The organism is Terribacillus saccharophilus, assembly GCF_002272745.1.
GTDB lineage: Bacteria > Bacillota > Bacilli > Bacillales > Amphibacillaceae > Terribacillus > Terribacillus saccharophilus_B.
Genome location: NZ_NPBD01000006.1, coordinates 39,367 through 62,885, shown reverse-complemented (window position 1 = coordinate 62,885; position 23,519 = coordinate 39,367). Strand labels below are relative to the sequence as shown.

Here is a 23,519-nt window from a genome sequence, read left to right as displayed (position 1 = left end):
GAAAAAACATGCTGCGCTAGAGCGTTTTAGTCGATTGTTTAAAATCATAACCATATACCATTATGGGCATCCCAAAAGTTAGTATTTCAAACTTTTGGGATTTTTTATGTAGTGAAACGCTCTTTAAACTTATTTTTTTTGTTCAAGGGCATAGTGTCGCTATGTATCGTTATACTAACAAGCTCTTTCGACCGATTCCAATAGTGTTAGACAGTATACTTTTGATAATGGGTGGAATGAATTCATGTTTGTCTATGTATTTATAAAGAATGATTCAGATTATAGTCTCACATGTTCAAAGGGTTGTATACGACTGACTGGGGAAGCAGCTTCAATATCCACATTATGAAAGCATAAATATAACAAAAGGCTACCATGTAAACAGAAAGGGAGTGGAAGAAATGAGTTTTAAGATTGCATTCATCGGAGCAGGTAGCATTGGCTTCACGCGTTCATTACTGCGGGATATTTTAGCTGTATCAGCATTCAACGACATAGAGATCACTTTTACCGATATTGATGCGAATAATTTGAGTATGGTGACGGAGCTATGTCAGCGGGACATTCTTGAAAATGGATTATCAATAGAGATTCAATCAACTCTTGATCGCAGAGAAGCGTTGAAAGATGCACGTTACATTATTTCTGTTTTTCGCATTGGTGGGTTAGAAGCATTTGAACAGGATATTAACATTCCTTTGCGCTATGGAGTTGATCAATGTGTTGGAGACACATTAAGTGCTGGTGGTATTATGTACGGTCAGCGCGGGATTTATGAGATGCTGGAGATTTGTAAGGATATACAAGAGGTTGCTGAGCCGGATTGTTTGTTGTTAAATTATGCGAATCCTATGGCGATGCTTACATGGGTATGTAATACGTATGGAGGTGTGAAAACAGTCGGACTTTGTCACGGTGTTCAGGGTGGGCATAGGCAAATAGCCGACGTGCTTGAGCTAGAGCAGGAGGATGTAGACATAGTATGCGCAGGGATTAACCACCAAACATGGTACATTCAAGTAAACCACAATGGCGAAGACTTAACAGGTAGACTTCTTGAAGGGTTTGAAAAACATCCCGAGTATAGTAAAACAGAAAAGGTTCGTATCGACATGCTCCGTCGCTTTGGCTACTATAGCACGGAATCAAATGGGCATTTAAGCGAATATGTACCATGGTATCGCAAACGAATAGGAGAGATTACCGATTGGATTGATTTAGGTACTTGGATTAATGGTGAAACAGGCGGTTATCTGCGAGTGTGTACAGAAGGCCGAAATTGGTTTAAGGAAGATTTTCCAAACTGGATGAATGAGCCCGCATATCGGTATACCGAGGAAGAGCGGGGACAAGAACACGGGTCATATATCATTGAAGCACTGGAAACTGGTCGAACTTACCGAGGTCACTTCAATACAATCAACAATGGTATCATTCAGAACTTACCACAAGATGCGGTCATTGAAGCTCCTGGCTATGTTGATAAAAATGGCATTAGCATGCCTATCGTTGGCGATCTTCCCCTTGGATGTGCTGCTGTTTGTCAAGCGAGCATTTCAGTGCAAAGGCTCGCCGTTGAAGCTGCCATCACAGGAGATGATCAACTCTTAAGACAGGCGTTTATGATGGATCCACTAGTTGGTGCTGTGTGTACTCCGCCAGAAATTTGGCAAATGGTTGATGACATGCTTATCGCACAGGAAAAATGGCTGCCACAATACAAGCACAGCATTAACAAAGTAAAGGAACGTCAAAAAAGGGAAGAACGTTTGCCGACAAAAGAATATACGGGTGCTGCTCGTTTAAAAACAAAAACAGTTGAAGAGATGAGAGCGAATCGAGAAGAAGCGTCTAAAAACGCGAAGGAAGCAGATAAAGCGCTGGAGCGACCTGCGAAAACATAACGCAAAGGGAAGTGACAAACAAGAATCTATTAACTCTTATGCAGTGTGAATGCCAATAGATATGCAGGTTCTAACAAAGACTTCTCTGACACCTATTATTTGTAAAGCTATCTTCTACTTAATTAAATAATAGTTCACAAAAAAACACCCCAAAGGTTAAGTGTTACGTTAACTTTTGGGGTGTAGCTTTTGTATTAGGATGCTGATTCGACAGCGTCGATTACTGATCCAGTTTCTGCATCTACGAAGAATTCGTATTGAGCAGGTTTTCCATCGATCGTACGGGAGATACCGCCACGGTAAACAGTATACGTGAGGCCGTGCTTCACTTTTTCTTCCGGTTTCATATAGATCCAAGACCCACTGATCGGACCTTCTTTCTTAAACGCTTCTTTAGCGAATTTCAATGCTTTTTCCGGAGTTACTTTCTGTTGTTTCGCAATCTGCTTCTGGATCAAATACCCAGCCGCAAGGCCAGCACCTACGATTGCTACTGTTTTCTTTACGCCCATTTTGGTCACCTCTTCAACTTAAGTTATGTTCTATTATATCTTATTACCTTAGAAATATAAAACGAAACAACCTTTATGGCATGTTGAGGAGCAATAGTTTACAATAGATATACAATAGTCTGACAAAAAGGGAGTACATATAAATGAATCAAAAAACATTGAATTTATTTAAACAATTGACAGAGCTGCAGGCAGCTCCGGGTAACGAACAGCTGATGCGCGCCTTTATGAAAGAAAGGCTGGAGCCTTATGCGGATGAGATTATCCAGGATAAGCTCGGCGGTATATTTGGCGTGAAGAAAGGCAGTGGACCTAAGGTAATGGCTGCCGGACATATGGATGAGGTTGGCTTCATGGTGACAGGCATTACACCAAATGGTCTGCTTCGTTTTCAGACATTAGGCGGCTGGTGGAGTCAAGTGCTGCTTGCACAGCGCGTGCAGGTTATGACAGACGAAGGTCCGATTCCAGGTGTTATCAGCTCTACACCACCTCATTTATTGACTCCTGAACAGCGGAGTAAGCCTGCCAGCATTGATAGCATGCTAATTGATATCGGCGCAGATGATGAGCGCGATGCGTATGAGCTTGGTGTGAAGCTAGGACAGCAAATCCTGCCGTATATGCCGTTTACCCCGATGGCTAATGAGAAAAAAATCCTGGCAAAGGCTTGGGATAATCGATATGGCTGTGGATTGGCGCTCGAATTGATGGAAGAAGTGGCTGGAGAAACATTGCCGAATCAGTTGTATGCTGGTGCGACAGTGCAGGAAGAAGTTGGTCTTCGCGGCGCTCAAGTTGCTGCTAATATGATCAAACCTGATATTTTCTATGCGATGGATGCGTCACCTGCCAATGATGTTAGCGGAGACAAGCAAGCATTCGGTCAATTGGGCCAGGGAGCATTGCTCCGTATTTTTGACGGTACAATGATTATGAATCGCAATATGCGTGAATTCATTCTTGATACAGCGGAATCTAATAATATCAACTACCAGTACTATGTCGGCAAAGGCGGCACGGATGCCGGACGTGTACATTTGGCACATGAAGGAGTTCCTTCTGCTGTCATCGGCATCGTTTCCCGCTATGTCCACACAAGTGCAAGCATCATTCATGTTGATGATTATGCAGCTGCAAAAGAGCTTCTGATCAAGCTTGTCCGGGCAACGGATCAGTCGACAGTGGATCTTATTACTTCGAACGATTGATCTCGTCGGAAAGGAAGCGCAACTGATGAAAATGATAGTCGGATCTAAAAATCCTGCCAAAGTTCAGGCTGTTTCAGCTGTGTTCGGAAATCGGTGGGAACTTGAAAGTGCAGCGGTCGATTCTGGCGTGAGTGCACAGCCCATGAGTGACGAAGAAACACGCCAAGGTGCCATCCAGCGTGCAATAGCATGCAGCAAGCTGGAAGGAGCGGCGGCTGGTATTGGTCTTGAAGGCGGCGTCACAGAGATGGAAGACGGTCTGTATATATGTAACTGGGGTGCTTTGGCAGTCGGGGATAAAGTATGGAGCGCAAGCGGTGCTAAGCTGCTTTTGCCCGAATTCATCGCCGAACCAGTGCTTTCAGGTGAAGAGCTTGGTCCGGTTATGCGGGCATTTACAAGTAGGCAGGATATCTCAACAACAGAAGGAGCGGTTGGCGTCTTTACCAATAGACATATGTCCCGCTCTGCAATGTTTGAGCATATATGTTTGCTACTTAAAGGGCAGTATAGCTTTTATGAGATAAATAAAAAGAAGGAAGCGGAACTTTAATACTCCGCTTCCTTCTTTTTTATGATGTCTTTTTATATTCTGTCGTTTTGTCTTTTTCGTCTTCCGTGATAGGGGAATCTGGCTGATCTGCTTCGACGTCAATCTCAGCAAAGGCTTCTGTTTCGGAAGCATCTGTTTCAGTTGAATCAGATGTATTTAGATTTGCTTCCTTATCGCTGGATTCAGTTGAATCATCCGATGCAGAGGCAAATTCGAATTGAGCTACCTCGGTAGCCAATTCTTTGGCCAACTGCTGCAGCTGGGAGGCTGCGTTTGTCAGAATATCAATCGAAGCTGCTTGCGTATCACTTGAGGAAGCTACCTCCTGTGCTGTTGAGGCTGATTCGTCGGCAATTTGATTGATATGTCCAAGCATATTTGCAACAGAATCATTACTTGCTGCAACTTCTGAAACAGACGAAGAGATGTCCTTCATTTTCGTATTACCTTGCTTCAACTGTTTATGAATACGATCAAATGCATTTGTAGTTTCTTCAACACTGGAAGCTTGAACTTGCTGATAAGCATCGAAAGCTTTGGCTTCTTCTGCTAAATCGGTCATCTGCTGATTCATTGTCCCAACAAGCTTATGGATTTGCTGTGCTTCTTGTTTGGAGCGTTCTGCCAGCTTCTTTACTTCATCAGCAACTACAGCAAATCCTCTTCCGTGCTCACCTGCACGAGCTGATTCAATAGCTGCATTCAGTGCCAGTAGATTTGTACTTTCAGAAATCTCTTCAATTGTCTGGACGATAGAACGAATCTGATTTGCCTGATGTACAGCACTTTGGATTTCTGTTGTCAGTTTTTGAGCGAGCTGCAAAAAGCTATCTGAGGTTTCATGCAGTTTTTGCATTTGATTGATACCGTTGCTTCCTTCCAACTCTGCTTGTTTCATCGCCTGACCGACCAATGTTGTTTCATCTTTCATCATTGTAATTGCATGGCGCACCTTATCCAGCATCATATTGCTTTCTTCAAGCTGAGCAGCCTGATCCTGCGCGCCACCTGCCACTTGGCCTATTGCTTGGTTCACTTCTTCATATTGAGCTGCTGTCTGCTGGGAAGCTGCCGCCAGATAAGAAGATGAGTCATCTAACACTTCCGATGCCTCTTTTACTTTAATCATGGACTGCTCCATCTTACCTGCCATCTGATTAAATGTTTCACCCAAATCTGCCATCTCGTCCTTTGTCGTTATCGGTACACGGTAAGCTAGATTACCATTTCCGATAATCTCAGTAGCTTCTTTAAGCTGACGGATTGATTTCGCGATGGCGCGGATAAGCGGCCATCCGATACAAAGTACAAGCAGGAAACTAAGAATGATGACGGCAAGCAAGACAATGCCAAGAACTGTAGAAGTTCTTTCATTTGACTGTTTTAGATTGTCAGTCTGCTGAATTGCTGTTTCGCCGACACTGTCTACAGTCGTTGTTACTTCCAAAGCAGCTGTTTCGAAATTCGCTGCTAGCTCAGTAGCCTGGGTGCGTGTATTCGACAGCGTGGACATGGCGGATGTGTATTTTAAGAGACTGGAGTTTATATCACTAACCGCATCACTTTCTAAATCAGAATCGGAAATTGCCGTTTTGAATGCATCTACTGCTCCATCGAAAGCATCTTTATCTGGAGCAACGCCATTCGGAGGCTGGATGATAACTTGCTCGGTTCTTGTGACGTGCTCCAAAGCAGCAGATACGTCATCTCCGGCATTTTCGGCAATGCTGCGAAAATTTTCTGAAGCATCACTTATGATTTTTCGGAGTCCTTCATCAGAAGTGTAGCCGATTGTTTCATTCATACTCGTGACTTTCTCAAGTTCTTTTTCATAGGAAGCTGCACCTTCCTTGATTTGCGTAAAGTAAGCTTGCAAGTCGTTATTATCCTTGTATTTCTCTTCATATGTTGAAGCTTGTTTCTCAATTCCAGAAATAGCGCCTAGTACAGATTCGGCGTTAGATACAGAAGGCTGGGCAAAGTATGTCTCCTGCTTCTCAAGTGTATCGAGCATATCATCTTTGATATACTGACTTGACACATAGGCTTCTTGGTATCGCTGCGTTTCTTCTGACATTTGATTCTGCTGGTAGAAATAATAATAACTGAATGCTCCAAGTACCAGAATACTTGCCAGTGAAGAGAACATAATTAAACGGATTCTCTGTCGAATGGTGTGCATATATTTCCCCCTTATGCTATTGTGTGCTCCCTTATATTATAGGTATAACCTACCATATTTACAATAAATTAATAAAAGTTTGATAATTCAACTGAATGATTCGACCCATTCATAGGATTAGAACTGAATATTCCTAGGTACAAAGTGGAAGTGGCTTGCAAAGTGACAGCTACAAAGCGCAGTATATTCGCTTTTGGTTCTCTGCTTTGATAAAATGAAGAAAAAGATAAATGGGGGCATTTTAAATTGAAAAACCTAGAATCAGAAGCACAACTCAAAGAAATACTTCAAAATGGCAAAACAATCTTAATGTTTTCTGCTGACTGGTGTCCGGACTGCCGAATCATCGAGCCGGAACTGCCAGAAATCGAAGCGAAATACAGCGAATTCGAATTCATCCATGTAGACCGAGATCAGTTCATTGAAGTATGTCAGCAATATGATGTATTCGGTATTCCAAGTTTTGTTGCTTTTAATAAAGAAGAAGAAATTGGACGATTTGTTTCGAAGGATCGCAAGTCTAAAGAGGAAATCGAGTCTTTCATCGAATCCTTACCGCAATAACTGCAAGGAGTATAACTTATGAAAATGACTGCTTTGAAAATGAAGAAAAAATTAGAGGATCGTCTGCAGAATCCTGCATGGCGCACTTCCTATGACCGGGATAAGAGCAAATTCCGAGTAGAATGGCAGGATACGAAGGAAGGTGTGACGCTCGCACTTCCAAATATTATTGCAAAGTATGAGACGCGTGGCGAAAAAGCGCTGGATGAACTCGAACAGCATGTAAAAGAAGCTTTGCGTGTCATGCATGAAGAGCAGCACCTGGAAGGAAACGAACAGCATGTCTTTCCAGTTATACGAGCTACCTCTTTTCCATCTAAAACGAAAGCCGGACTGAAGATGGTATATTCGGAGCATACGGCAGAAACGAGAATTTATTACGCGCTTGACCTTGGTAAATCGTACCGTCTCATTGACGAACAAATGATGGAGGAGCAAGGCTGGACTATTGAACGTCTGCGGGAAATTGCTGCATTTAATGCTAGAAGGCTCTCTACAGAACTGAAAGAAGACAGGGTTGCAGATAATTCCTTTTACTTTATTGCGACACAGGATGGCTACGATGCCAGCCGCATATTGAACGAGTCACTTTTAGAAGGATTCCGTGCGAATGCAAAGGGGGATGTGCTTGTAGCTGTGCCTCACCAGGATGTGCTGATTATAGCGGATATTGAAAATAAGACTGGTTATGATATATTAGCACAGATAACCATGAAATATTTTGCAGAAGGCCGTGTACCAATCACATCTTTACCATTCATTTACGAAGATAAGAAATTGGAGCCAGTTTTCATTATGGCACGCAATAGACCAGAGTCTGCCAAGGGAGAGGAAAAGTAAGATGCAAGCATTTTATAACAAACAAGGAATCGGTGACGTATTGTTGCTCGCTATCAAGCAAGGAGATCGTCATTCCATTAAAGAAGAGAGATTCGGAGATGTTGTTCGGATTACAGATAAGGATGACCTAGTCGGTTATAATATTTTCCGCGCTTCTGAATACTTGAATATCACAACAGCAGGCAAAGTGCAGGTCGATGAGGAATTTGCCGGCAAAATTCGTGATATTTTCCGTCAGAACAACTTAGAAGATGCATTTGATGTAGACCTTACACCTAAATTCGTTGTCGGATTTGTTAAGGAAAAGGAAAAGCACAGCAACGCTGATAAACTGAGTGTCTGTCAAGTCGATCTTGGAGATGAGACAGTACAAATCGTTTGTGGTGCACCAAATGTCGATGCAGGTCAAAAAGTGGTAGTTGCGAAAGTGGGCGCCATCATGCCGAGCGGTTTGGAAATCAAAGCCGGCAATTTACGTGGTGAAGATAGTTTTGGTATGATTTGCTCACAAAAAGAGCTGGGTCTGCCAAACGCACCGGAAGAAAAAGGAATTTATGTGCTGGACGATTCCTATAAAGTCGGGCAGGTTTTTGAAGCTTAATAGGGAAATGAACACCGGATACAAACGTATCCGGTGTTTTTTTAGGTAATTGGCACTGAAATGCCGGAGAACCGCCGTATTTTTTAAGTTTTGATGGAATGTTTTTAGGGTAAAGCTATTCACGGTTTGTGAAAACCTGCTAAAATGAAGATATTATACTGAAAAAGGAAGTTTTACTATGTGGGAGCGTCTTAGGCAAGCTCTAAGCAACTTTTTTATGACCGAAGTAGTAGTGGAAGAAGAACCAGAGCTGAAATCACGGAACGCTTCTGAACAAAAAGTACAGAAACAGTATCAGACAAATCAGCAGCCACAAGCAAAAATGGCTTATACATACCCGAAAGAACGTGCTTTTCGGTTTCCAATGATACCGGATGAGTCTGGAAGTACAAAACCTCCAGCCTCAAATGTGCGGCCAGTACGTCATCGAGCTCAACCAGATCCAGATACAAAGATACCAGAAAAGCGGCAGCCACGGCAGCCTGAAAAACCGAAAGTGCAAGAGCGGCCTTCCAGCGTAAACTGGCAGCGCCAGCCAGAAAGAAAAGATCCGGAACCAAAGGCAGAAAAGAAACCTTTCCAACCGACTGAAGTTCCGTCTCCTGTATATGGTTTCCGCAAGCGGAAGGAAGAAGTCGCGGATATCGTAACTCTGGCATCCATTCAAGACCGGGCAGATTGGAAAAGAATCGCAGCATCTGCTACTACGGTTACTCCCGAAGTACAGGAAGAAAAAAAGTTCGATATTCATGTTGAACAGGCTCCAGTAGAAGATACCACGCTGGAATATCCTATATTGGAATCGAAAGAGAAAACGGATATTACGGCAGCAGAATTAGAATATAAAGAAACTCTTTTAGAAGAAACAAATACGAGTGTTGCAGAGGAAAAGATAATCGAGGAGATTTCGGTTTCCGAAACAGCGGAAGTTCCTCAACCTGAACCAATTCAGCTTGAGGAAGAGTCAGCTAGCATAGATGAAAAGACTGCATTGGACCAATCAGTTGATATAGAAGATGCTGCTTTGAATAAAGCAGCAGACATTACAGAAGAAATTGTTCTGGATCAATCGGTAGATAGGATAGAAGAAGACAATGCTCCGGACTTAGAAGAAGGCACCAAAGTAGAGGACGAAGTTGATGATCTCGCAGCAGAAGAGGCTATTCAAGACGAAGCAGTACACAGTGCAGCAGAAGAGACTGCTCCGAACAGAACAACTGAGATGGAAATAACCGACGACTCTGTCGTGCAAACTGATGCTTCCGAAGAAATAGCTCATTCAGCAGAACAAACAGAAGAGAAAGAATTGGTGCAAGCGAAGGAGAGCACGGAAATACCAAACGCCGGACTTCGTGAAACTAGCAGTCCAGTGAGGAAATCAGTACCTTTCAACGTATTCATGACACCAAGGGACAAACGAAGCAATTTGCAGGATAATAAGTTGTCCAGCCGCCAAGATTCGGAGAAGACGGAGCCAGTTGAACAGGAAATCCCTCAGCAGACAGAGCCGGTTTTTGCCAGACCTCCGATGCATCTTCTGAATGATCCTGTCGAACAAACGGTTGAAAATGATGCATGGGTTGATCAGCAAAGCCAGCTTTTAGAGACTACTTTAGAACATTTCAATGTGAACGCACACGTGGTCAATGCAATGCAAGGCCCATCTGTCACCCGTTTTGAGGTTCAGCCTGATCTTGGTGTGAAGGTTAGCAAGATCAAGAGCCTGACAGATGATATCAAGCTGAATATGGCAGCCAAAGACATCCGCATGGAAGCACCGATTCCTGGTAAGAATGCAATCGGAATCGAAGTGCCGAATGCCGTATCGAAGCAAGTTGGCTTACAGGAAATACTGGAGACAGAAGATTTTCAAGGAAACAATTCGCCGCTTTCAGTCGCCCTAGGTTTGAATATTTCCGGTAACCCGATTGTGACGAACCTGCAGAAGATGCCGCACGGTTTGATAGCCGGAGCAACAGGTTCCGGTAAAAGTGTATGTATCAATACTATTCTGCTAAGTCTATTGTATAAGGCAAATCATAAGCAGGTTAAATTCCTGTTGATCGATCCGAAGATGGTGGAGCTTGCTCCTTACAATGACTTGCCTCATCTAGTCTCACCAGTCATTACCGACACCAAAGCAGCCACTGCTGCTTTGAAGTGGGCAGTTAATGAAATGGAAGAACGATACATGAAGTTCGTCGGTGAAGGTGTCCGTGATATCGGACGGTACAACGAGAAACTCGATAAGCAAGGACGTTACGCTGATAAGATGCCATATTTGGTCATCGTTATCGACGAGTTGGCGGATCTTATGATGGTAGCCCCTCAGGACGTTGAGGATTCCATCTGCCGAATTGCTCAGAAAGCAAGAGCAGCCGGAATCCATCTGCTGCTGGCGACACAGCGTCCGTCCGTGGATGTCATTACAGGCTTGATCAAAGCCAATATCCCGACACGTATTGCTTTCAGTGTTTCCTCTGCAATCGATTCCCGGACAATCATCGATAATAACGGTGCAGAGAAATTACTTGGAAAAGGTGATATGCTCTTCGTCGAAAACGGAGCGCGGCAAGCCCAGCGTATCCAAGGTGCTTTTGTGTCCGATGAAGAGATAGAACGTGTTGTCCAATATGTGAAACAGACAGCACCGCCAGAGTACCTTTTCCAGCATGAGGATTTGCTCGAGCGACGAGAGTCCGAGGAGGACGAGGATGAGTTGTATCGGGAAGCAGTCGAGTTTGTTATCGAGCACAATAGTGCGAGTGCGAGCTTGCTGCAGCGTCGTTTCAAAATCGGTTATAACCGTGCTGCCAGATTGATTGATCATATGGAGATGAGAGGTGTCATCTCCGAACAGAAAGGGAGCAAGCCGCGTGATGTACTCGTCTCGCTGGCTCAACTCCAGTCGGAATGAATGACAGCCTGGATGTTGTCCTATGGACCGTCCAGGCTGTACTGTTATCCGAGACACCAACAATGGGTGCTATGTATATACTGTAAAAAGCGTAACGGAAGAGATTCTGCATTTATAAAATACCGACAAAATGCTATACTGTTGCTAGTATGCTTTTTTTCATGTATATGTGACACACGACGCTTTACATACTTATACTAACACCATACAAAAGCGACATATTATTATGTGGAGGTTCCTATTATGACAACTTACCATTTCGTTGGTATTAAAGGATCTGGTATGAGTGCATTGGCGCAGATCCTGCATGATGCAGGTGAGAAAGTCCAAGGCTCCGATGTGGAGAAGGTTTTCTTCACAGACCAGGCCCTGAAAGATAAAAATATTACAATACTGCCATTTACTAAAGATAATATCAAACCGAATTTGACAATCATTGCTGGGAATGCTTTCTCTGATGAACACGAGGAAATCCTTGAAGCAAAAAAACTTGGTCTTCCGATTTATCGCTATCATGACTTCCTGGGTGCATATGCGGATAAATTCCGCAGCATAGCAGTAACAGGTGCACATGGCAAAACATCGACGACTGGTCTCATGGCATATACGCTCAAGCAGTCTCACCCGATCTCTTATTTGATCGGAGACGGAACTGGAAGCGGACAGCCTAAGAGTGATTACTTTGTTTTTGAAGCATGTGAATACCGCCGCCACTTCCTAGCTTATAAACCGGATTATGCTGTCATGCTGAATATCGATTTCGATCATCCTGACTATTTCCAGAACATCGAGGATGTTTTCCAGGCTTTTCAGCAATTGGCCGATCAAGTTAAGCACGGTATCATTGCTTGCGGTGATGATCCATATTTGCGTGACCTTCAAGCAAATGTACCAATCCATTATTATGGATTCGATGCGTCTAATATGTACCAGGCAAAAAATGTACATGAAGAGCCGAATGGCACGACATTCGACGTATATATCGAAGGCAGCTTCTATCATACATTTACCATTCCTGGATACGGGAATCACCAGGTTCTCAATGCGCTGGCAGTGACTGCAGTATGTCATCAGGAAGGTATGACACCTGATCAAATCAAAGAAATGTATGGTTTCACTGGTGTGAAACGACGATTCTCTGAGAAGCAAGCCGGCAGCCAAGTATTGGTAGACGATTATGCTCATCATCCAAAAGAAATTGAAGTAACAATAGAATCAGCTCAGAAGAAATACCCGGATAAGCAGATTGTGGCTGTATTCCAGCCGCACACCTTCTCAAGGACAAAGACTTTCCTGCAAGAGTTCGCAGACAGTCTGAAAAATGCGGATAACGTTTATCTGTGTGATATTTTCGGTTCTGCTCGTGAAGCAAAGGGGAATCTGACAATCCAGGATTTGCAGGAGCTCATACCAGGCTGTGAAGTATTGCAGCTTGAAGATGTAAAAGTACTTAAGCAGTATGAAGACAGTGTCCTTCTATTCATGGGAGCCGGTGACATACAGAAATTCCAGGCCCGCTATGAAGAGTCGTTGCAAGCTGTCCAATAATCCATTACACTTAAAAAAGGGAGTATCACTCCCTTTTTTTATTTGTACTTTTATGTTTAACGACGTACACCAAGGGAATAACGTAGTTAGACAAAGGAGTATAAAGCATGAGATGTGCTTCAACTACTCATACTACATACCAAGAAGGAGCTGACTAATCATTATGGAAATTCTAGGGTACATCGCTGCATTGATTGCAGCAGTCGCATTCGCAGTCTTAGTAATCTACCTCGCAAAAACATTGAAAGCTGCTTCACGCACACTAAATGATGTAGCAAGCACATTGGAAGGTGTCGAAAAGCAAATGCAGGGTATTACGAGCGAAACAGCAGAGCTGCTCAGCAAGACAAATCACCTTGCAGAAGACATCGGAGAGAAAGCACAGAAGCTTAACACTCTTGTTGACGGAATTGAAGGCATCGGTGATACAGTACACAGCCTCAACAATTCTATCCGCAATGTGTCCAACAAAGTGGCTCTATCAGCAGAACAGCATACAGAACAAACTGGCCAAGTACTAAAATGGGGCTCAGTTATACTTGACTTATGGAAGAAAAAGAAGCAGAATGAAGCCAATGAGGTCGCTTCTGTACCTGCAGTGCAGCCAACAGAGCAGCCGCTACCAGTAAAAGAAACATCCCATTAAACCAAGCGACGCGATAGGAGGCAATGCAGTATGTCAACGAAAAAGACGAACGGAAGAGATTTTCTGATTGGTTCGATCATCGGCAGCGTAGTAGGAGCTGTGACTGCTCTTGTTCTTGCACCTAAATCCGGTAAAGAACTTCGCAGCGATATTACGGAACAGGCTAGCTCCCTGAAAGGGCGCGCGGGCGAAATGAAAACACAGTACAGTGAAAAAGGTGCACAATGGAAAGATGTTGTCACTGAAAAATCCCGTGTAGTAGCTGATAAGGTGAAAGAATCCTCTCAGACTGTACAGGACAAAGTCAAGAACCTAAAATCCAAAGACCAAGCAGATGACACAGCTTCAAACGATAAAGAAGCAGAAGATGCAGCGGAAGAAGTAGCGCGCGCAATCGAGGAAGCTGCTAGGGAATTGGAAATGGAACAGCAGAAATCCACGATTGAACGTAACAAGGATCTTTAATTATAAGACTCCTAAGCATCTTGCTTAGGAGTCTGTTTATTTTTGAAGGGAGTTTTGACAGAATGGAAGCTAAAGTCATTCAAAGCCAAGAGGAATTTCAGGATGTATTAAATAGGGATGCATCATTCTACTTGCTCAAGCATAGTTTGACCTGCCCGATCAGTGCAAGGGCGAAGCAGGAGTATGACCGCTATAGCCTTGATACACAGATACCAATGTACACGTTATATGTCCAAGAAGCACGGGAGCTATCTAATACGATTGCAGACCGTTATGAGGTAAGACACGAATCTCCGCAGGCATTGCTTTTTGAGAATAATCAAGTAATCTGGAATACATCACACCATGATATTACAGAGGCTGTTTTACGGGAGCAGGAAACTAGATTCAATAAATAGGTAGGTTTCTAAAGACAGCAGGCTGCCTGCTCTTTGCAGCTGGCAGTTTGCTTCTCTTGATCCGTCCGACAATCCTTCTTGTCCACGATATTCACTATAAACGATATAGGAAAAATCAATAAAAAAACTGTACGCATAAGCGTACAGTTTTTTTATGTGGTCAGTTCTATTTTATCGTGTGGAGACAAAGTATCATGGAAGGATGCTTTGTCTCCATTTTTATATAATTGGAAGTTTCCGCTAATCTTTGTCAAATCTATATCAACAAACCGGAAAATATCCTGGATAATGAATTGATCTGTGGCTACACGCATTTGAAGTCGGGCACCGCTAGGAATCCGCTCCTCATGTTCCAACGGTTTATCTCCACTATAAAGCTGTGCTGCGGGAGGAGTAAGCTTAAGTATTTTTCCATTGAACTCAACTATCAAACTCGTCTGATTATCCGTCTGAAGATGAGAAAGCAGCTCAGATGCAGTTGGTGATCTGCGTTCAGTGATACGGATACTATCTCCATCATTCACCTGATCACGTAATCGTGCTGGAATTTCATTGATGGTAAACACCTGACTAAACGAATCAATCGACATTAGCTTATCATTTATGTAGACTTCATATTCCATGTCATCTGGCAATGCCGGCAAAGGCAACTGCTGTTCATGTAAGAAATGTTCTATTGTTGTAGTTCGCTGTAAGATAATTCCATCTCTGTCTTTGAGCTGATATGTTGGGTGGACTGGCTGTCCATTTACGAGCAGCTGCTGTTTCACCTGATAAGATCGTCCATTATAGAAGACAGTAATCGGATCTAGATCTCCTGTTATATCGCTAACAGTCACTTGTGCAGGCAAACCATCGGCTCCCGCTTCAACATCCAGTTTGTCTCCATCTTTAATCAATGAATCAAGACTTGCCGTCTGCTGGTTTAGCCGTATAGTTGGAGCGTGTCCTAATGTGCCAGGAAGAGTGAGCTGTTTCCCTTGGAAAGTGATCATGCAAGCGGCTCCCGGTTTCCCGTAAAGACGTGCTACCTGTATCCCTGCTGCCAGTAATGCATCTCCAATAGTCAGTTTTTTCATATCGAATAAACGAATGACCCGTCCGTTGACAATTATACTGACATAATGGACAGGATTCTGTTTGGCTGCCAAGGCAATGCCGATGGGTGTAATAAAAGCAGGACCTGATGGTACGTTATCCGTTTTCACAAGCGGTTGGATGGCTTCTGTTCCACGAATAGCTACTCTATTCTCCGGCAGTTCAAGCCGTTTCGCCAAACGCATAGCCAGTCCAGGTGTCTGGCTGCCGCCTCCAACGAGCATAACAGCTTTTGGGGCAACTGCATTCAACTGAATAATAGTTACAGCAATTGCTTCTGCCAGCTGGTCGACTGCATGGCCTATGTCCTGTTCTACTTTGTCAGCTTCTAACTGCTGTTCAAAGCCGAGAATATCCATCGTCGTAATTGTCCCTATTTCAGCCCAGTCTCTTTTTGCCGCTTCGGCGACGTGAAAATCGAGCAAATAATGATCACTTATCGCTTCTGTGATTTCATCGCCGGCTTTTGGAACCATGCCATAAGCGGTAATTGTTCCTTCATTCGTGATGGCAATGTCACTTGTACCAGCACCGATATCAACCAATGCTACATTCAAACGACGCATTGATGGTGGTATAAGAACGCTGATTGCAGCAATTGGCTCCAATGTGAGTGCATCCATCTCCAAATCACTGCGCTTTAATGCCGATAATAAAGATTCTACAACGACTTTTGGAAGGAAAGTGGCAATAATCTCTACACTTGCTTCTTTGCCTTGCTGATCTATCAGCGAACCGATCTCCTGCTCGTCGAGCTGATAATGCAGAACAGAGTAACCGACACAATAATAATCGGTACTCTTATCCTTCGATTGAGCAATTTCATATTGTGCCTGCTGTACAGCACTGAGCTCCAGATGCTGCACTTGCTCTCGATCCAATACACCTCGCTCGGCTATCGAATGCTGCATTCGGATACGTTTTGTCTGCAGCGAACGTCCTGCAGCTGCGACACACACTTTATGCAGCTGACCGTGTTTTTCCTCAAGTTTAACTTTCACTTCCATGATAACCTGTGCGACAGCTACTACATCATGAATCTGGCCGTCAAGCATCGAACGCTCATCATGTTCAATTATCTCGTAATCTATCAATGTATAAATGCCAGCATCTTCTTCAAGAAGCATACCGACAACGGATCTAGTTCCAATATCCAAGGCGAAAATTCTTTCCTTCAAAACGATATTCCTTTCTGCATTGAACTCTTAGCTTCACTGAACGCTACAGCTTAATGAAACTTCTGGATTCATTTAAAGCTCCTACTGTCATTCTACACTATTTGTGGATGACAGCGCGTAAACTTTTAGCTATAATGATTGCTAATTACTTGAGCTGGATATACTAGATAGAGAGTGGGAGAGAGCGATGAATATGGATGAATTAACGGTACTGCGAAAGAAATTAGATGAAGTGAACCTTGAACTGCTTGCTTTGATAAATGAACGAGGCAAACTTGTTCAGGAAATCGGCGAAGTGAAAAAAAAGCAAGGAACGAAGCGCTTTGATCCGGTACGGGAAAGAGATATGCTGAATGTCATATCGGATAACAACAAAGGACCATTTCAGGATGCCACACTTCAGCATTTGTTCAAGGAAATCTTCAAAGCCAGCCTTGAACTGCAGGAAGATGATATGCATAAGGCACTGCTTGTATCACGGCGCCGCAAACCAGAAAACACGGTCATTACTATCAAAGGTACGGAAATAGGGAATGGAGAGCCGCAGTTTGTCTTTGGACCATGCTCTGTGGAAAGTTACCAACAGACAGCCATAGTAGCCGAATCACTGCAGGAAAAAGGCTTGAAGCTTCTGCGTGGCGGTGCTTTTAAGCCGCGCACCTCTCCTTATGATTTCCAAGGTTTAGGCGAGGAAGGGCTTCGGATCTTGAAAAAAATTGCTGATACGTACGATTTGGCCGTCATCAGTGAAATTGTAGCACCCGAGGATATCGAGAAGGCAGCCGAGTATTTGGATGTCATTCAGATTGGTGCTCGTAATATGCAGAACTTCGAATTGTTGAAAGCAGCTGGTGATGTAAAGAAGCCAATTCTTTTGAAACGCGGCATGAGCTCGACCATCTCCGAATTCATCCATGCAGCAGAATATATCAGCTCCCGCGGGAATAATGACATTATCCTATGTGAACGTGGAATCCGTACGTATGAAACTGCAACAAGGAACACGTTGGACATTACTGCTGTACCGATTTTAAAACAAGAAACACATCTTCCAGTTATGGTCGATGTTACGCATTCCACTGGCCGGCGTGATTTGCTGCTTCCGGCAGCAAAAGCAGCTCTTGCAATTGGTGCGGATGGTATTATGGCGGAAGTTCATCCGGATCCGGCTGTGGCCCTTTCTGATGCGGCGCAACAAATGGACTTGCCGCGATTTGATGCATTTTATCGTGATCTTATTGCCCACAGCAGTTATGCCAGTCGTGTCCCTTCCGGAAATTGACAACTGGTACCATAGCAATCCTATAGTATCAAGGGTTTTTTGAATCTCTTTCTACTGAAATGTTCTAAACTCTGGTATAATGGGTAGAGAATATGTGAATAAACATACAAATTATTATTATCATCTTTAGGTGATTGGAATCGTGTAAGGTATATAGGAGGAAATGACACAATGAATGTAACCATATACGACGTTGCCCGCGAAGCGAACGTATCGATGGCAACTGTCTCCCGTGTGGTAAACGGCAACCCGAACGTAAAACCTGCAACCCGGAAAAAAGTACTCGGCACTATTGAACAGCTCGGTTATCGACCGAATGCAGTAGCTAGGGGGCTTGCAAGCAAACGAACTACAACAGTCGGAGCAATTATACCGGATATCTCCAGTATCTTCTTCTCTGAGCTTGCGCGCGGGATTGAAGATATTGCAACCATGTATAAATACAATATGATCCTGAGCAATTCCGATCAAAATCCAGAAAAAGAATTAACACTCTTCAACAGCATGCTGGAGAAACAAGTGGACGGTATCGTTTTCATGGGCGGTAAAATCAGTGATGAGCTGCTGCAGCAGTTCGATAAATCTCCTGTACCAATCGTCATTGCAGCAACTGGACAAGGAACAAGCGAAATTCCTACTGTAGCTATCGACTATGAGCAAGCAGCTTATGAAGCAACTAAATTGCTTGTCGATCATAATCATAAGCATCCGGCTTTTGTTGCAGGAACGGCAGAAGCTGAAACAAATAACCAGAAATACAAAGGTTATCTTCGTGCTGTAACGGAAAATAATGCTGAAGTGAAACAGGAATACATCGTAAAAGCCAACAATACGTACAATTCTGGTCTTGATGCTGCGAAACAACTAACAGACTTGGCTGATCGTCCTACTGCTGTATTCGTATCTTCTGATGAAATGGCTCTAGGTGTCATCCATGGCTTCCAGGATAATGGACTGCGTGTGCCGGAGGATATTGAAGTGGTAGGATATGACAATACAAGACTTGCAACGATGGTTCGTCCGACACTTTCCACCGTTGTACAGCCTACTTACGATATCGGTGCTGTAGCAATGCGTCTATTGACGAAGCTGATGAATAAAGAGGATGTATCCGACAAGAACGTCATTCTTCCTCATCGCATCATCGAACGAAATTCTACAAAATAAAAACTAGCGTATCCAATCGGATACGCTAGTTTTTTTATAGTGTAATTGTTTCGGATTCTTTGTCGTCCTTACCAACAGCTTTAATTTGATAAGTGGAATCATTGTCAGGAAGATTGAATGAGGATTGATCGCTAAATCCGATCTGTTTGAAGCTATCTCCCTGCTTCTGCAGAATGCGATATCCTTTTATGTCCTCTGTTTTTGACTGCGACCACGTTAACTTGTCATCAGCTTTCTGTACATTTGTAGGCGGAAGCGGTGCACCGGAACTTGTCTTCACGGTGTCATTTTTATCATCTGACTTCTTTGCAGTACTGCCGCTTGCTGCTTTTCCAATCAGCTTTTGTACTTTCTCATTATTAGGGAAGAGCTGTTCAATGCTGACTCCCTCTAGTTCATTTGCTTTTACAAAGTCAGGATTGAGGACGACCTTGCCATTTTGTTTGATCAGACTATCATCTGCTTTTGTCGGCACATGATCCTTATCAAACAGATCGGTTTTCACCATACCCGCTTGTTTACAAAGATCAGTCGGTTTCCCGCCGCCAATTGCGCAATAAGACGCTTTCGTTAAACCGTCAGGCTGTTTGAATGACTCGCTAGGAGCCATTATGTCTGGATCGATTTTGGTTGCACTGTTCACCAACTGTGTCCAAAGCAGCTGATTTCGCTGGCTGTATCCCATTCCTGAAGTCTGGATGGAATCCTGTTTATCATAACCCATCCATACACCGACTGTTACATTTGGATTGGTAGCTACGAACCAAGAATCATGATAATCCTGGGATGTACCAGTTTTACCTGCCCAATCAACATTTTTATTGGACAACTGCGAATTCGCATAGGTAGCTGTACCACTATCTAGAACACCCCGCATCATATCGAGCATCAAATAGTTCGTTTGCGGGCTGAACACTTTATTCGATTTAGACTCATGTTTGTAGATTTCATTGCCGTCTTTTGTTGAGATGGAATCAATCATGTAGGCATCAGTGAACTCTCCGTTATTACCGAAGGTTGCATAAGCGTTAACGTCTTCTTCTACCGTTGTACCATATGCTATCCCACCTAAAGCTGCTGAGAGATTGTGATGATCACCCTCTGTTAAAGTGGTAATCCCCATCTTCTCCACATATTTGCTTGCAGGATCCAGATTCAATATATCCGCGTATGCTCTGGTTGCAGGAACGTTGTAAGATTGCTCCAGTGCTTTACGGGCCGTTACTAAACCATGATAAGTGCCGCCATAGTTACCAGGACTATAAGATTTCGATTGACCAGGTATGACGAAGCTTTTACTTACATCGGGAATGACACTTCCCGGCTGTAAAGTACCTTCTTCCATCGCTGGAGCATACACAAGCAACGGTTTCATCGTACTACCATTTGAGCGTTTTGTGTCAGTAGCATGGTTCACTTGGTTTTTCTCATAATCTCGTCCGCCAACAAAACTTAGTATTTTACCAGTACTGTTTTCAATCATGATGGAACCGGCTTCGATCGGCTCGGAAACAGTTTCTGTTTCTCCGTCACTATTTGTCCGTTCCACCCAATGATCTGGCTGGTAATACGCATAGTCTTTTGCGATTTTCTGCTGCGCAACATACATATCTTTGTTGATTGTCGTATGGATTTGATAACCTTTTTGACGAATATCGCGTTCTGCTTTTTCAAGATACTCGTTCTTCAGGTCATTATCTTTGTTCAGATCTTTCTCAGAATGGCCATCCTGTTCAGCGAGCTGAATCGCAATAATATCTGCCGCACGCTGCTCGACCTCGGTAGTTAAATAGCCGTAGTCATCAGTAGAAGCAGGTTTTGCTTCTGCAAAATCTTTTGTTATATCATAGCCAATTGCTTCATCGTATTCCTTTTGGTCGATATAGCCCTCATCAAACATCCGGTTAAGTACTTGCTTCATCCTATTTAAACCGGGCTGAAGGGCAGTTTCTTCCTTTAGCTCTCCGCTGTTTGTAAATGGCGAATAAGCTGTTGGACTTTGTGGTAATCCGGCTAGGAAAGCGGCTTGCGGTAAAGAGAGATCTTTCGCGTTTACACCGAAGATACCTTGAGCTGCAGTTTGTACACCGGCAATATTATTTCCGGAAACATTCCTTCCGAACGGAACGATATTCATGTAAGCTTCCAGAATTTCATCCTTATTCATCGCTTTTTCCAATCGCATCGCCAGGATGATTTCCTTTGCTTTCCGTTCGAAGGATACTTCATTGGTGAGTATCTGATTTTTGACAAGCTGCTGTGTCAGCGTACTCCCACCAGTTTTCGTTTCTGAATTCGTCGCTTCCTGCATAAGAGCCCGAAGAATAGATTTCGGTACAACACCATCATGTGTTTCGAAATTATCATCCTCGGTTGCGATGATTCCATTGACGACATATGGTGAAATGTCATCCAGTTTCACATCTTCCCGGTAAAGGTCAGTTTTGATATTACCGAGGAAGACATTATCAGCAAAGTAGATGGAAGAAGTCTCCTCATAATTATAAATATCTTCTTTCATAGAGTCATAGGAACGGACAGGCTCACTTTTCACAAGTGATGCAAAATATCCTGCACCAGCCCCAGCAGCAAAGAAAATCCCGACGCCAGCTATAAGCAGGAAAAAGAGGAATAAGTTCCAGATGACGTCATATGTGATACGAGAATTCCGCTGAATTCGGCCAGCCTTCCAAGCTTCCGCAATTCGTTTGCTAATTCTCGTCCATATTGCTTTGATTTGCATATTTCACCCCCGAATTGGTTTGTCTATTATACCATAATAGTCAATTTTCGTAGTGAGTCCAAAATCCTTGTTGCATTTTATCCATTCATATGGTAATAATGTAGGAACAGTCATAATAAATATTGCGTTGAAGGTTATAGTAGCGGAACGATTCCCTGTTGCAGAGAGCTGACGGCCGGTGCGAGTCAGTATACAGTTGTTTTGCCAATTACAAGCTGGAGCTTCTCCTGTTCGAGCAGGAGACGGATGTATATCCGTTAGCAAACCGAGTGGCAGTTTATACTGCAACAAGGGTGGTACCGCGAGTTATTCCTCGTCCCTTTTTTTAGGGATGGGGTTTTTTTTTGTTCTCAAATGTGAGTGAGGAGTGGTCAATTTGTCAATTTTACAGGATTTGAAAGACAGAGGTCTAATACAGCAGACGAGTGATGATGCAGGATTGGAGAAGCATCTATCCAGCCAGCAGGTGAGCTTGTACTGTGGGTTTGACCCAACAGCCGACAGCTTGCATATCGGGCATCTTGTGCCGATGCTGATGCTGAAACGATTCCAACAGGCAGGTCACCGTCCGATAGCGCTTATCGGCGGAGGAACAGGAATGATTGGGGATCCAAGCGGACGCTCTGATGAGCGTAACTTAAATGATGCTGGAACAGTAGAAAGCTTCAGTCGAGGCATACAAAAGCAGCTCGCTGGCATTTTGAATTTCGATGAAGGTGAAAATGCTGCCAAAGCGGTGAACAATGGAGAATGGCTCGGCTCGATGAGCATCATTGATTTCCTACGTGATATCGGAAAGCACTTTGGAGTCAATTATATGCTGGCGAAGGATTCTGTTGAGTCCAGGTTGGCAAATGGTATTTCCTTTACTGAATTCACGTACATGATCCTTCAGTCTCTGGATTACCTGCGTTTATACGAAAAAGAGAATGTAACGCTTCAAATTGGCGGAAGTGATCAATGGGGAAACATAACAGCTGGTATGGAATTGATTCGCCGGACTCATGCAGGCAATAATGAAGAAGCGCAGGATAAAGCCTTTGCTCTAACTGTGCCGCTTATTACAAAAGCTGATGGGACGAAATTCGGTAAAACAGCTGGTGGAGCAGTTTGGCTCAGCCCAGTACGAACGACTCCTTATGAATTCTACCAATTCTGGTTCAACACAGATGATCGCGATGTAATCAAGTTCATGAAATACTTTACTTTCATGTCCCTTGAAGAAATAGCAACATTCGAACAAAGTGTTGAGAATGAACCGGAAAAACGTCTTGCTCAAACAAAATTGGCAGAAGAAATGACAACTCTGGTACACGGTAAAGAAGCATTAGAGCAGGCAATCAAGATATCCGCAGCTCTATTCAGCGGCGATATCGCTTCCCTCAATGGTGCTGAAATCGAGCAAGGCTTCAAGGATGTACCGTCTCACACGGCAGCTGACGAAGACAAACCGCTTGTAGATATGTTGGTGGAAGCAGGAATCTCCCCTTCAAAACGACAGGCAAGAGAAGACATCACAAATGGTGCGATTCGTATCAATGGTGAAAAAGAAGAAGAAGTATCACGTGTTCTTACGAAAGCGGATCGAATTGATGAACGGTTCATTATCATCCGCCGCGGAAAGAAAAAATATACATTATTGAAATTTGCTTAATAAGAAAAGCACTGTCCGATCCGGACAGTGCTTTTTATGTTTCATTAAAATAATAG

The 23,519-nt window shown here is 43.4% G+C and carries 18 protein-coding genes, 1 pseudogene and 1 other annotated feature; of the genes and pseudogenes, 15 read left to right on the top strand and 4 right to left on the bottom strand.

Annotated features, from left to right (window positions below; all coding sequences use genetic code 11):
• The first annotated feature begins 401 nt into the window (after nucleotides 1-401).
• Entirely contained in the window at nucleotides 402-1,904 is a 1,503-nt protein-coding gene (locus CHH58_RS07270; RefSeq protein WP_095233767.1) for an alpha-glucosidase/alpha-galactosidase, read from the top strand.
• Between the two features lie 194 nt (nucleotides 1,905-2,098).
• Here CHH58_RS07270 and CHH58_RS07265 read toward each other — a convergent pair whose 3' ends face one another.
• A complete protein-coding gene (locus CHH58_RS07265) occupies nucleotides 2,099-2,416 on the bottom strand; it encodes a PepSY domain-containing protein (protein ID WP_038562329.1) in 318 nt (105 codons plus the stop codon).
• 143 nt (nucleotides 2,417-2,559) lie between these two features.
• Between CHH58_RS07265 and CHH58_RS07260 the strand changes: the two genes are divergently transcribed.
• Nucleotides 2,560-3,627, top strand: coding sequence for a M42 family metallopeptidase (locus CHH58_RS07260; protein WP_095233766.1), 1,068 nt, complete (start codon nucleotides 2,560-2,562; stop codon nucleotides 3,625-3,627).
• A 25-nt stretch (nucleotides 3,628-3,652) separates the two neighbouring features.
• On the top strand, nucleotides 3,653-4,180 hold the full coding sequence (locus CHH58_RS07255; RefSeq protein ID WP_095260844.1) for a DUF84 family protein: 528 nt from the start codon (nucleotides 3,653-3,655) through the stop codon (nucleotides 4,178-4,180).
• A gap of 19 nt (nucleotides 4,181-4,199) precedes the next feature.
• Here the strand turns inward: CHH58_RS07255 and CHH58_RS07250 are convergent, their stop codons facing one another.
• A complete protein-coding gene (locus CHH58_RS07250) occupies nucleotides 4,200-6,362 on the bottom strand; it encodes a methyl-accepting chemotaxis protein (protein WP_095262261.1) in 2,163 nt (720 codons plus the stop codon).
• 246 nt (nucleotides 6,363-6,608) lie between these two features.
• On the opposite strand from CHH58_RS07250, the gene CHH58_RS07245 reads away from it, so the two are divergent.
• The 9 genes and pseudogenes from CHH58_RS07245 to CHH58_RS18350 form a co-directional block, all read left to right on the top strand.
• Nucleotides 6,609-6,926 (top strand): thioredoxin family protein, encoded by a 318-nt coding sequence (locus CHH58_RS07245; RefSeq protein ID WP_038562318.1) that lies wholly within the window; start codon nucleotides 6,609-6,611, stop codon nucleotides 6,924-6,926.
• A gap of 18 nt (nucleotides 6,927-6,944) precedes the next feature.
• A complete protein-coding gene (locus CHH58_RS07240; RefSeq protein WP_095226565.1) occupies nucleotides 6,945-7,766 on the top strand; it encodes a DUF1444 domain-containing protein in 822 nt (273 codons plus the stop codon).
• A gap of 1 nt (nucleotide 7,767) precedes the next feature.
• Nucleotides 7,768-8,367 carry a YtpR family tRNA-binding protein gene (ytpR, locus tag CHH58_RS07235; RefSeq protein ID WP_095226566.1) on the top strand — a complete coding sequence of 200 codons (600 nt, stop codon included), beginning with the start codon at nucleotides 7,768-7,770 and terminating at the stop codon, nucleotides 8,365-8,367.
• 178 nt (nucleotides 8,368-8,545) lie between these two features.
• Nucleotides 8,546-11,284 carry a DNA translocase FtsK gene (locus tag CHH58_RS07230; protein ID WP_249275060.1) on the top strand — a complete coding sequence of 913 codons (2,739 nt, stop codon included), beginning with the start codon at nucleotides 8,546-8,548 and terminating at the stop codon, nucleotides 11,282-11,284.
• Between the two features lie 243 nt (nucleotides 11,285-11,527).
• Complete coding sequence (gene murC, locus CHH58_RS07225) at nucleotides 11,528-12,832, top strand: UDP-N-acetylmuramate--L-alanine ligase (RefSeq protein WP_095233763.1); 1,305 nt, start codon at nucleotides 11,528-11,530, stop codon at nucleotides 12,830-12,832.
• A 163-nt stretch (nucleotides 12,833-12,995) separates the two neighbouring features.
• Nucleotides 12,996-13,478: a DUF948 domain-containing protein gene (locus CHH58_RS07220; RefSeq protein ID WP_095226567.1), complete on the top strand. Its 483-nt coding sequence runs from the start codon at nucleotides 12,996-12,998 to the stop codon at nucleotides 13,476-13,478.
• A 30-nt stretch (nucleotides 13,479-13,508) separates the two neighbouring features.
• Complete coding sequence (locus CHH58_RS07215; RefSeq protein WP_038562301.1) at nucleotides 13,509-13,943, top strand: YtxH domain-containing protein; 435 nt, start codon at nucleotides 13,509-13,511, stop codon at nucleotides 13,941-13,943.
• A 62-nt stretch (nucleotides 13,944-14,005) separates the two neighbouring features.
• On the top strand, nucleotides 14,006-14,341 hold the full coding sequence (ytxJ, locus tag CHH58_RS07210) for a bacillithiol system redox-active protein YtxJ (RefSeq protein ID WP_095226568.1): 336 nt from the start codon (nucleotides 14,006-14,008) through the stop codon (nucleotides 14,339-14,341).
• Nucleotides 14,342-14,349: 8 nt separating this feature from the next.
• Nucleotides 14,350-14,463, top strand: a pseudogene (locus CHH58_RS18350) (YrhK family protein); the annotation flags it as partial.
• A gap of 30 nt (nucleotides 14,464-14,493) precedes the next feature.
• On the opposite strand, the gene pilM reads toward CHH58_RS18350, so the two are convergent.
• Nucleotides 14,494-16,617, bottom strand: coding sequence for a pilus assembly protein PilM (gene pilM, locus CHH58_RS07205; protein WP_095262260.1), 2,124 nt, complete (start codon nucleotides 16,615-16,617; stop codon nucleotides 14,494-14,496).
• Between the two features lie 187 nt (nucleotides 16,618-16,804).
• On the opposite strand from pilM, the gene CHH58_RS07200 reads away from it, so the two are divergent.
• Both CHH58_RS07200 and ccpA read left to right on the top strand, forming a co-directional pair.
• Nucleotides 16,805-17,899: a bifunctional 3-deoxy-7-phosphoheptulonate synthase/chorismate mutase gene (locus CHH58_RS07200; RefSeq protein ID WP_095226570.1), complete on the top strand. Its 1,095-nt coding sequence runs from the start codon at nucleotides 16,805-16,807 to the stop codon at nucleotides 17,897-17,899.
• A gap of 171 nt (nucleotides 17,900-18,070) precedes the next feature.
• Nucleotides 18,071-19,066, top strand: coding sequence for a catabolite control protein A (ccpA, locus tag CHH58_RS07195; RefSeq protein WP_095226571.1), 996 nt, complete (start codon nucleotides 18,071-18,073; stop codon nucleotides 19,064-19,066).
• A 34-nt stretch (nucleotides 19,067-19,100) separates the two neighbouring features.
• Here the strand turns inward: ccpA and CHH58_RS07190 are convergent, their stop codons facing one another.
• Entirely contained in the window at nucleotides 19,101-21,809 is a 2,709-nt protein-coding gene (locus CHH58_RS07190) for a transglycosylase domain-containing protein (protein WP_095262259.1), read from the bottom strand.
• 118 nt (nucleotides 21,810-21,927) lie between these two features.
• Nucleotides 21,928-22,133: a binding site (T-box leader), on the top strand.
• Between the two features lie 52 nt (nucleotides 22,134-22,185).
• Here CHH58_RS07190 and tyrS point away from each other — a divergent pair.
• Nucleotides 22,186-23,463 (top strand): tyrosine--tRNA ligase, encoded by a 1,278-nt coding sequence (gene tyrS, locus CHH58_RS07185; RefSeq protein WP_095262258.1) that lies wholly within the window; start codon nucleotides 22,186-22,188, stop codon nucleotides 23,461-23,463.
• The last annotated feature ends 56 nt before the right edge of the window (nucleotides 23,464-23,519 follow it).

Coding starts and splice junctions, on each gene's coding strand:
- CHH58_RS07270 (WP_095233767.1), top strand. CDS start 402: ATGAGTTTTAAGATTGCATTCATCGGAGCAGGTAGCATTGGCTTCACG.
- CHH58_RS07265 (WP_038562329.1), bottom strand. CDS start 2,416: ATGGGCGTAAAGAAAACAGTAGCAATCGTAGGTGCTGGCCTTGCGGCT.
- CHH58_RS07260 (WP_095233766.1), top strand. CDS start 2,560: ATGAATCAAAAAACATTGAATTTATTTAAACAATTGACAGAGCTGCAG.
- CHH58_RS07255 (WP_095260844.1), top strand. CDS start 3,653: ATGAAAATGATAGTCGGATCTAAAAATCCTGCCAAAGTTCAGGCTGTT.
- CHH58_RS07250 (WP_095262261.1), bottom strand. CDS start 6,362: ATGCACACCATTCGACAGAGAATCCGTTTAATTATGTTCTCTTCACTG.
- CHH58_RS07240 (WP_095226565.1), top strand. CDS start 6,945: ATGAAAATGACTGCTTTGAAAATGAAGAAAAAATTAGAGGATCGTCTG.
- ytpR (WP_095226566.1), top strand. CDS start 7,768: ATGCAAGCATTTTATAACAAACAAGGAATCGGTGACGTATTGTTGCTC.
- CHH58_RS07230 (WP_249275060.1), top strand. CDS start 8,546: ATGTGGGAGCGTCTTAGGCAAGCTCTAAGCAACTTTTTTATGACCGAA.
- murC (WP_095233763.1), top strand. CDS start 11,528: ATGACAACTTACCATTTCGTTGGTATTAAAGGATCTGGTATGAGTGCA.
- CHH58_RS07220 (WP_095226567.1), top strand. CDS start 12,996: ATGGAAATTCTAGGGTACATCGCTGCATTGATTGCAGCAGTCGCATTC.
- CHH58_RS07215 (WP_038562301.1), top strand. CDS start 13,509: ATGTCAACGAAAAAGACGAACGGAAGAGATTTTCTGATTGGTTCGATC.
- ytxJ (WP_095226568.1), top strand. CDS start 14,006: ATGGAAGCTAAAGTCATTCAAAGCCAAGAGGAATTTCAGGATGTATTA.
- CHH58_RS07200 (WP_095226570.1), top strand. CDS start 16,805: ATGAATATGGATGAATTAACGGTACTGCGAAAGAAATTAGATGAAGTG.
- ccpA (WP_095226571.1), top strand. CDS start 18,071: ATGAATGTAACCATATACGACGTTGCCCGCGAAGCGAACGTATCGATG.
- CHH58_RS07190 (WP_095262259.1), bottom strand. CDS start 21,809: ATGCAAATCAAAGCAATATGGACGAGAATTAGCAAACGAATTGCGGAA.